This is a genomic window from Flavicella sp., from assembly GCF_029238425.1.
Taxonomy (GTDB): Bacteria; Bacteroidota; Bacteroidia; order Flavobacteriales; family Flavobacteriaceae; genus Flavicella.
In genome coordinates this window covers 1-9,004 of sequence record NZ_JAQWGB010000037.1, presented here as the reverse complement: position 1 = coordinate 9,004, position 9,004 = coordinate 1, and the positions used below count along the sequence as shown (strand labels likewise).

Below are 9,004 nucleotides of genomic sequence, written 5' to 3'. Positions count from 1 at the left end.
GGTTGCAAAGATTCTTTAGATTGGTTTTTGGTGAAAACTCCTTCCAATCCATTGTGATTTGTATAGATATTTTTTAAGGAACGAATAAAAAACTTAAAATCTTCTAAATTGTAAGTTCGGTGAACAAAATGCTCAAATTTTGATAAATCATCTTCCGTATGATTTAAAATAAAGTCATAGGGCGAATTTCCTAAGAAATCCATCATTTTATGACTGTTTTTAATGATCATTTCACGTTTTCCCCATGCTATTGTGGCTGCCAAAAAGCCGGCTATTTCTATATCTTCTTTTTGAGTGTAAAGATGTGGAATCTGTACAGGGTCAGAATCAATAAATTCCAATGTATTATATTCAATGACCTTGGCATCTAAAAATTCTTTTAATTCCAGAAAATTCATACTTATTATCCGTGTATAGATTCTTTTGTACCTAAGTTTTTCATGATGTTGGCTTCGTATTCTAACAAAGCATCCCATTTTTCATTTACCTGTTTTAGGTCACCATAATTTCTAGCAAACTGTAAAAATAGTGTATAGTGATTTGCTTCTGAAACCATCAAATCTCTATAAAACTTGGCCAATTCCTTGTCTTCAAGATTTTCCGATAAAAGTCTAAAACGTTCACAACTACGTGCTTCGATTAAGGCTGCGTATAACAATCTATGTACCAATTGATCTGTTCTAGAACCTCCTTTTGGGAAAAATTTTAATAGTTCAACAACATATAAATCTTTACGGTCTCTCCCTAAGGTTACACCTTTTGCAACTAACTTATCTAGAACAAGCTTAAAATGACTCATTTCTTCTTTTACCAAAGCGATCATTTCTTGCACAAGATCTGTGTATTCAGGAAAACTAACAATCAATGAAATGGCTGTTGAAGCAGCCTTTTGCTCACAATGTGCGTGATCAATTAAGATTTCATCAATATTTTTTTCTGCGATATTAACCCATCTTGGGTCTGTTGGTAATTTTAATCCTAACATGTTCTATTCTGTTAACTTAGTTTCAAAACCATCAAAACTGACAGTGTTTTTTTCTAATTGATATTGTTTGATTTTTTCTTCTCCTTGCTTTGAAGCCCAATCATTAAGGTGTGTTCTTTCTTCTTTAAAATCATAAAAAGGTACCGCCATACCGCATGATTCTTGAACGGCTTCAATATCTAATTCGATAATTTGTCTGGCTCCTGCCAAGGGAGGGAAAAGTGAAATATACTCAGTGAATTCAGTATCTCTCTCATGGAAAATTTTTGCTTTTCCATAAAGTCTTAGAATATTTGGTTTTCCTTCAAATGCGGTAAACATAATAGTCATTCTGTTGTCTTGTAATAAATGAGCTGCGGTTTCATTTCCGCTACCTGTTACATTCAACCAAATGATTTTATTGTTATTTAAAACTCTAAAAGAGTCCATTCCCTTTGGAGAAATATTAATAGTTCCCGTAGGGGCAGCAGTCGCTACAAAAAATAATTTTTGAGCTTCAATAAATGAAACAATCCCTTCGTTTAATTCTTTTTGTTTCTTTCCCATAATTATTGATTTATGATTTTTTGCAAACGGACACCAAAATCAGTCATAGCTTTGATTTCTTTTACTGATGCCAATCTTTCTTTATACACAATTAATAATCCATTTTTAGAAGCTTCAATATGATAATAGGTATTACTTTCAAAAAACAAAACCAACTCATCATTAAAAAGTTCTTCTATAGCTTTTGTCTCATTCCCAGAAAGATAGAATCGTTTAGAGAAATCTTGATGATTTTTTATTCTAATATCCTCATATCCTGCCAGATGGTAAATGTATTCAAACAATCCATCCCTGTCAAGTATAAAACTAGGAATATCTCTATTTACTTTGATATGCATCATGGTACTTCTTACCACTTGCTTCGCAATAAACTCACCTTCGGTATAAATTACATCAAAAACAGCAGTATCTTTATTTGAAAGTACATTTTTGATTCGGCTTATATTTTTGGATTTGAAAAAACCATAATTTTCTAAAAATAGAAATGGTTTCTTTTGAATAGCACGATAGTTATAATGAAAAGCTTCAGAAATATTTTTGATCGCCTTTTGCCTTTTGGTAAGGTTTTTAGAAGCAAGTCTTTTGGTTGCACTAATCCTACGCAAGGCAAAGGGATGCTCGGAATGAGAACCGTGTAAATCCAATCCAATGACCTCAAAATGCCCTCCCTTAGAAGTAAAGGTATTGATATAGTCATTTACGTTTTCCATGACAGTATGATCTACAAAACTACATCTAGAAAAATCTAAAATAACATCTTCATTTTCTGGAATCTGATCAAGTTTCGCCTTTAACTTAGAGTAGTTTAAAAAAGTACAGAAGTTGACAACACTTACATAATAATTGTTTTTTTCGTCATCCTCTTTGTACATTAAAACATTAGGTTTTAATAAGTTTCTAGTAAATAAGGTAAAGTTTTTATTTAAAATTACATGAATGATGAACGTAATAAAAATACCGCTAAAAATTCCAATAATTAAGTTAAAGAAAATCGTGGCTAGCAAAGTAGTCATAAAAATAATTAACTGCTCACCTCCAATTTTAAATACCTTGGCAATATTGCTAGGATTCGCTAATTTAAATCCAGTATATACTAAAATTGCGGATAAAGCGGGTAGTGGTATTTTACAAAGTTGGTCTTGAAATAGTAAAATAAAAATGACAAGAAAAAATGCATGAAAAAAGTTACCCGAACGGTTTGTAGCTCCATTGTTTGCCGCTACAGAACTTCTTGCAATTACAGTTACCACGTTCAAACCTCCTAAAAAACCACTAATGGTTGTAGCAATACCCAATGCTTTTAAATCTTTATTGATATTAGATCGTCTTCTTTGTGGATCTAATTTATCAACGGCTTTGATACTTAATAAGGATTCAATGCTTGAGATCAAGGTAATGGCTAAAACCACATTGATAAACTTGATACTAAAGATATTTGAGAAATCAGGAAAAGCCAAACTTTGTACAATATTGTCCGGGATGTTGATCAATAAACTTTTATCAACTGGATATTCTTGTTGCAAAAAATATTCATAATGATATGCCAATCCAACGGCAAGCATCACAATCCACATCGGAGCAGGGATCAATTGAAAATATCTATTTCTAATTTTAGAATAGAAAACCATGATAAACAAACTCATGATACCTTCTATACCAGCGATATAATTGTTGTGGGTATCAACAAAGAAATGATATACCGTAAATGGAATTTCATATAACAACTCTATAGTAGATCCTTTGATGGTGATATATCCAAACATTACATGAAACTGTTTGGCTAAAATACCAATACCAATGGCTGCCAGCATTCCTTGTATTGCAGAAGAAGGAAAGAAATCGCTCAAACTCCCCATTCTTAAAAAACCAAGGATGAGCATTAAAACACCTGCAAAAACGATGGCAGCGAGCGTAAATAAATAACCTTGATGTAAATCTCCACCAGCTAAAGTAGTGATAGCACCAAGTAACACGACTACCAAACCATTTCCTGGCCCAGTAATGGTTACGTTAGATCCTCCTAGTATTGCTACTAATACACCACCAACTACTGAAGAAATAATCCCTGCAACAGGAGGAGCTTCAGAGGCAATTGCCAAACCTAAGCCAAGTGGTAAAGCGATGAGTGATACTACAAAACCGGCAAATATATTTTTAGGGATTGTTGAAATAAAACTTTTGAGGGCAGATTCTTTTTGTACCATATGTTATTTTACAATGAGAACATCCGTAGGAAGTTCAGATAAGATATACTCCATATCATGCGGAAACAATCTATCCAAAATAGTTGTTTTGTTGGGAGCATTCATAATTAATAAATCCGCTCTAACTACACGAGCATAATGTCCTATTGAGTATCCTCTTTTTCCGAAAATACTTTGGGTTTTAATGGAAATACCGTTTTTGTTTTCTTCAGGTATGTGGGTAAGTATATCTTTCACACGCATTTCTTCTCTATTAGAAATACGTTCTTTTTCTATTTTCATTTTACGCAAAGAAACATCGTCACTTGCTTTAGCGTGGATTTCTTGTTGTGTTACCTCTTCTACAATAGTAATTTTTGGACAAGACAATCCTTGTGAAACATAAAATGAAGTTTGTATAGTTTCCTCTGTTCTTGGATCTTGTAAACCGTTTACTACGATGTGCTTACAAGGAACTCTTTCTACAGAATGTTTTATCAATAAAAGTACGGAACAAGGAGCTTTTCTAGTCAGAATACGCGCAATCGAACCAACATAATATTTATAAATATTTTCTTTCTGTAACGCACCTAGAATTAACAAATCAATATTTTGAGTGTTGCAGGTTTCTAAGATTACATCTACGGGATTTCCTGTTTGAAAAACCAATGTTTTTTTTGAATGTAAATCAGGAGCTTTTTCGAATATTTCTTCGAGTTGTGCTTCTTTTTCTGGAGTTTTTTCACCTACATGTACGCATACCAATTCTGAGTTGAACATATTGGCCAATCGAACGGCTTCATGTATGTTGGCGATTATATTAGGAGAAAATGCAATACCTATTAAAATTTTATCAAATGAATGCACGTAGATGGAGTTAATTAGGTTGGCAATATATTAAAAAAAAGATGCAATTAACTGATATTAAATATCAAGACCAAATAAATTTCGAAGTAAATCAATCGTAGGATTCAATTCTTGCAGTTTTTCGTATTTTTCTTGAGGAGTGTACACAAATTTTTTCACTTCAGAAACTTCAATTTTGACGGTTAAATCTACACTGAAATTATTTAAGGAATCCCTTAGGTATTTTAACAGACGCGGTCTTAAACGCTCCAATTGTTCCGCCATTAGTTGGTTTGGAAGTGTATATTGAATATGAAATTCTGACAATGTAGGTTTGGAGGCCATTAGAATAGAAGCCAAACTTTTATCTCCTCTCTTAATTAATTGCTGTGCGTATTCCGACCATAGGTTGACCAGTTTTCCTTCAGAGAAAGGAGTTTTAGGCAACGTATCTCTGTCAATTTCAGTTTCTGGGGTGATTTCTACCGCTTCCACTTTTTCTGTCAAACTTTTTAAGGACAGGGCAGAAGTTCTTCTTTTTCCAGTTCTCATACGAGGAGCTGGTTTTGGAGGAGCAACTGTTTTTAAAGGTGTTTCTGGAAGTGATTTTTCTTTAGGAATCTCTTTTTTTATGGTTTGAATTTTTTCTTCAACCAATTGAGATTTAAAAAAAGAAGCTGGAATTATGTAGTTACTGCTTTTTTTTTTTCTGCCTCGAAGGTTATAGAAGCAATTTGCATCAGAGTCAATTCAACTAATAAGCGTTGATTTTTACTGGTTTTATATTTTAAATCACAATCGTTAGCCTTTTCTATTGCCTGTAACAAAAATGGTAAAGATGCTGCACTTGCTTGTTCTAAATACCTTTTTTTAGCAATATCTCCAACTTCTAATAGAGGTATGGTTTCTGCATCCTTTGCAACCAATAAATCTCTAAAGTGAGACGCCAATCCGTTTATAAAATGATGTCCTTCAAATCCTTTACTTAAAACAGTATTGAATTCCACTAACACCTGTGGGATGTTGTTTTTTAAAACTAAATCCGTCGTTTTAAAATAAACATCATAATCCAAGACGTTTAAATTTTCTGTTACGGCTTCTCTAGTTAAATTTTTTCCTGAAAAACTAATGACTCTATCAAAAATGGACAAGGCATCACGCATCGCTCCATCTGCTTTTTGAGCAATGATATGCAAAGCGTCGTCATCCGCTGTTATTCCTTCTTGCTCAGCAATTTTCTTTAAGTGCAATTTGGCATCTAAAACACCAATTCTTTTAAAATCAAATATCTGACATCGTGAAAGAATTGTAGGAATTATTTTATGTTTCTCCGTGGTTGCCAAAATAAAAATGGCGTGCGCTGGTGGCTCCTCTAAAGTTTTAAGAAAAGCGTTAAAGGCAGCTTGAGACAACATATGCACCTCATCAATAATATAGACTTTATATTTTCCTGTTTGAGGGGGGATACGAACTTGGTCCGTTAAAGATCGAATATCATCTACCGAGTTGTTAGAAGCTGCATCCAATTCGAAAATATTGAAAGCAAAATCTTCATCCTCGTGAGAACCATCTTCATCATTGATCTTTTTAGCCAGAATTCTAGCACAACTAGTTTTTCCAACCCCTCTAGGACCTGTAAACAATAAAGCTTGAGCTAAATGGTTGTTTTTTATAGCATTCTCCAAAGTGTTCGTAATGGCTTGTTGGCCAACAACGTCTTCAAATATTTGAGGACGATACTTACGAGCAGATACTATAAATTGTTCCATAGAGTGATTAAAATTGAATGACAAATGTAGCGATTCAGATAGCGATAAGCAACAAAAAAATGATTGCTAGAATAAAAAGTTTTTTTTCAGATGAATATGAACTAGTTATTCAAAAAAAAATTAATATTGCTTGTAATTAAACAGAATACCTGCGTACTAAATCTTGTAGGATCAAAATAAATATAGATTATGTTGAATAAAAAATTTGTGATGGCATTGGTAGCCATGTTTTTTGTTTTTAATTCTTTAGAAGCTCAGAACTATGAGAAAAAAGTAAAAAAGGGAGAATTAAAAGTGGCCTATTTTGCAAGTGGTTGTTTTTGGTGTGTGGAAGCTATTTACGAAAGTGTGCGTGGAGTAGAAGAGGCTGTTTCAGGTTATTCAGGAGGTCATACTAAAAACCCAACTTATAAATCAACCGGAACAGGGAAAACAGGGCATGCAGAAACAGTTGCCGTTTATTACAATCCAAAAATTGTGAGTTACGAAAGTTTGGTTGAAGTGTATTTTGGTAGTCAAGACCCTACAACATTTGGACAAAATCCTGATTTTGGTTCGCCTTATAGGAGTATTATATTTTATCAAAACTCTAATGAAAAATTAATAGCGACAACGATGTTTGATGCTTTGAATAAAGAGGTGTACAGAAATAAAATGATTACTGAGATTAAGGCTTTTGAAAAATTTTATGAGGCTGAGGATTATCATCAAGATTTTGAAAAATTAAATCCGAATAATGGATATGTAAGAAATGTGTCTATTCCTAGGTTGAATCGATTTAAAAAAGCGTATCCAGAATTGTTAAAATAAAAAAAGAGGAGTAAAAATTACTCCTCTTTTTTTTTCGGTTCTCTTTTATGTTCTTTAAGGCTTTGCATGAGCATCCATTCAATCTGCCCATTGGTAGATCGAAATTCATCAGAAGCCCATTTTTCAATGGCCTTAATCATGTCTTCGTTAATGCGTAATGCAAATGCTTTCTTTTTAGCCATATTTATTTTTTATATCGCAGTACTACCTCTTTGGCTTTTTCCTCTAATTGGGTTCCTATTAATATCTTTTTGCCGTTGTTTAGAAGTAATTGGATCCCCTTGTTCCCAGATATATTAAAAGCAGTACCATTTATTTTTTTCCAAAACCTTCCACCTTTCATGCCATATCCTCCAAATTCAGTGAATGCATTATAAGTTCTTACTTCTGCCGTTTTTATTTGATCCCATAAAATGGTTTTATTACTAAAATGAAAAGGGAAAAATTTATAATGAATTCCTTTTTCATCAATTCTTGTTGATAGTTTGAATAGAAATATCAAGCATGCAGAAGCAATAATTATGGACAAAGTTACGAGATACTCATATATATTCATTCCGTTTTTATTCAGAAAAATATGCGTTACCAAAAACAAAGGCCCCAAACTACTGACAGCGAGTAGTGTAATTAGCCATTTTTGTTTAAATCGTTGTTCTTCTACAAATACTCTCATTTCTATCGGTTTTTTTCTCTTTCAAATACTATTCTTGTAGAACTTTCAGAAATATGTCTTGCTTCCCATCCAGCTCGTCCATATTCATTTAGCACGTCTTCAAGTTTTTCATTGTTGTTTGAAAAACCCATTTTCCAATTGATTACTTTATATTCCTTCATAGTGAATTATTAATGATTTAAGGTTCCTGTGTTTAAAACGGGTGAAGCTTCTTTGTCACCACATAAAATAACCATCAAGTTACTAACCATGGCAGCTTTTCTTTCTTCATCTAACTCCACAATATCTTTTTTATTAAGTTCTTCTAAAGCCATTTCTACCATGCTTACAGCTCCTTCAACAATTTTATATCTCGCTGCTACAATTGCAGTTGCTTGTTGTCTTTTTAACATAGCATTTGCGATTTCTTGAGCATAGGCCAAATAACCTATTCTTGCCTCTAAAACCTCAATACCTGCGATAGCTAATCTTTCTTCAATTTCTTTTTCCAGTGCTTCGCTGACTTCATTCACACTTGAGCGTAACGTAATGTCTTCCGCAACTCCTTCATCTGCAAAATTATCATAAGGGTACATGCTCGCAAGCTTTCTAACGGCTGCATCGGTTTGGACACGGACAAAATTTTCATAATTATCTACATCAAAGGCTGCTTTATAGGTATCGGTAACACGCCAAACTAAAATGGTGCTAATCATAATAGGGTTTCCTAGTTTGTCATTCACTTTCAAACGCTCACTGTCAAAATTACTCGCTCTTAAAGAGATTTTCTTTTTTTTGTAAAATGGATTTGCCCAATAAAGACCATTGGTTTTTACGGTTCCAATATATTTACCAAAAAGTAAAAGTACTTTGGAGCTGTTTGGATTGACCAATACAAGACCAAATGCCAAAAAGAAACCTATAACTGATAGTGGAACGTACGCTCCGGTTTCTTTTGTGATGGATAGTGAAATTCCACCAAAAAATAATAAAAAGATGAGTACTAACATAAAATACCCATTGAGAAGTTTGATTGTTTTTTCTTCGTTCATAGTAAAAGATTTAAAGTGATATCAAAATGATATCACAAATATAAAAACAAATTCCTTTGATTTGCAAGTGTTTATCGGAATTTATTTTTTTTAACCGGAAAATTATTGTCTTCATGACGATTTGGCGTAATTTATTTTTTGGCTTGATATTCGTATCTTAT

General features: G+C 33.0%; 10 protein-coding genes and 1 pseudogene. 1 reads left to right on the top strand and 10 read right to left on the bottom strand.

Translation table 11 applies throughout. The features are described 5' to 3' along the window. From P8H68_RS02580 to dnaX, 6 genes and pseudogenes are all read right to left on the bottom strand, one after another. Positions 1-398, bottom strand: a 398-nt coding sequence (locus tag P8H68_RS02580; RefSeq protein ID WP_300321227.1) for a DUF2400 family protein, incomplete at its 3' end; no start/stop codon positions are given. Positions 399-403: 5 nt separating this feature from the next. Then, positions 404-985, bottom strand: a complete 582-nt coding sequence (locus P8H68_RS02575; protein ID WP_300321225.1) for a tRNA-(ms[2]io[6]A)-hydroxylase — start codon at positions 983-985, stop codon at positions 404-406. A gap of 3 nt (positions 986-988) precedes the next feature. After that, a complete protein-coding gene (locus P8H68_RS02570; RefSeq protein ID WP_300321222.1) occupies positions 989-1,531 on the bottom strand; it encodes a pyridoxamine 5'-phosphate oxidase family protein in 543 nt (180 codons plus the stop codon). A 2-nt stretch (positions 1,532-1,533) separates the two neighbouring features. Beyond that, positions 1,534-3,735, bottom strand: coding sequence for a SulP family inorganic anion transporter (locus P8H68_RS02565; protein WP_300321219.1), 2,202 nt, complete (start codon positions 3,733-3,735; stop codon positions 1,534-1,536). Between the two features lie 3 nt (positions 3,736-3,738). Continuing rightward, a complete protein-coding gene (locus P8H68_RS02560) occupies positions 3,739-4,581 on the bottom strand; it encodes a universal stress protein (RefSeq protein WP_300321217.1) in 843 nt (280 codons plus the stop codon). Between the two features lie 57 nt (positions 4,582-4,638). Continuing rightward, a pseudogene (gene dnaX / locus P8H68_RS02555) lies at positions 4,639-6,329 on the bottom strand (DNA polymerase III subunit gamma/tau). A gap of 189 nt (positions 6,330-6,518) precedes the next feature. Here dnaX and msrA point away from each other — a divergent pair. Then, a complete protein-coding gene (msrA, locus tag P8H68_RS02550; RefSeq protein ID WP_300321215.1) occupies positions 6,519-7,139 on the top strand; it encodes a peptide-methionine (S)-S-oxide reductase MsrA in 621 nt (206 codons plus the stop codon). A 17-nt stretch (positions 7,140-7,156) separates the two neighbouring features. Here the strand turns inward: msrA and P8H68_RS02545 are convergent, their stop codons facing one another. The 4 genes from P8H68_RS02545 to P8H68_RS02530 are packed head-to-tail and all read right to left on the bottom strand — an operon-like array spanning position 7,157 to position 8,843. After that, on the bottom strand, positions 7,157-7,321 hold the full coding sequence (locus P8H68_RS02545; RefSeq protein ID WP_300321213.1) for an Arc family DNA-binding protein: 165 nt from the start codon (positions 7,319-7,321) through the stop codon (positions 7,157-7,159). Between the two features lie 2 nt (positions 7,322-7,323). After that, positions 7,324-7,812 carry a hypothetical protein gene (locus tag P8H68_RS02540; protein WP_300321212.1) on the bottom strand — a complete coding sequence of 163 codons (489 nt, stop codon included), beginning with the start codon at positions 7,810-7,812 and terminating at the stop codon, positions 7,324-7,326. A 2-nt stretch (positions 7,813-7,814) separates the two neighbouring features. Continuing rightward, entirely contained in the window at positions 7,815-7,973 is a 159-nt protein-coding gene (locus tag P8H68_RS02535; protein ID WP_300321210.1) for a DUF4177 domain-containing protein, read from the bottom strand. Positions 7,974-7,982: 9 nt separating this feature from the next. Continuing rightward, the gene (locus P8H68_RS02530) at positions 7,983-8,843 is read right to left on the bottom strand and encodes an SPFH domain-containing protein (protein ID WP_300321207.1); all 861 of its coding nucleotides are present in this window, start codon (positions 8,841-8,843) and stop codon (positions 7,983-7,985) included. Between the last annotated feature and the right edge of the window lie 161 nt (positions 8,844-9,004).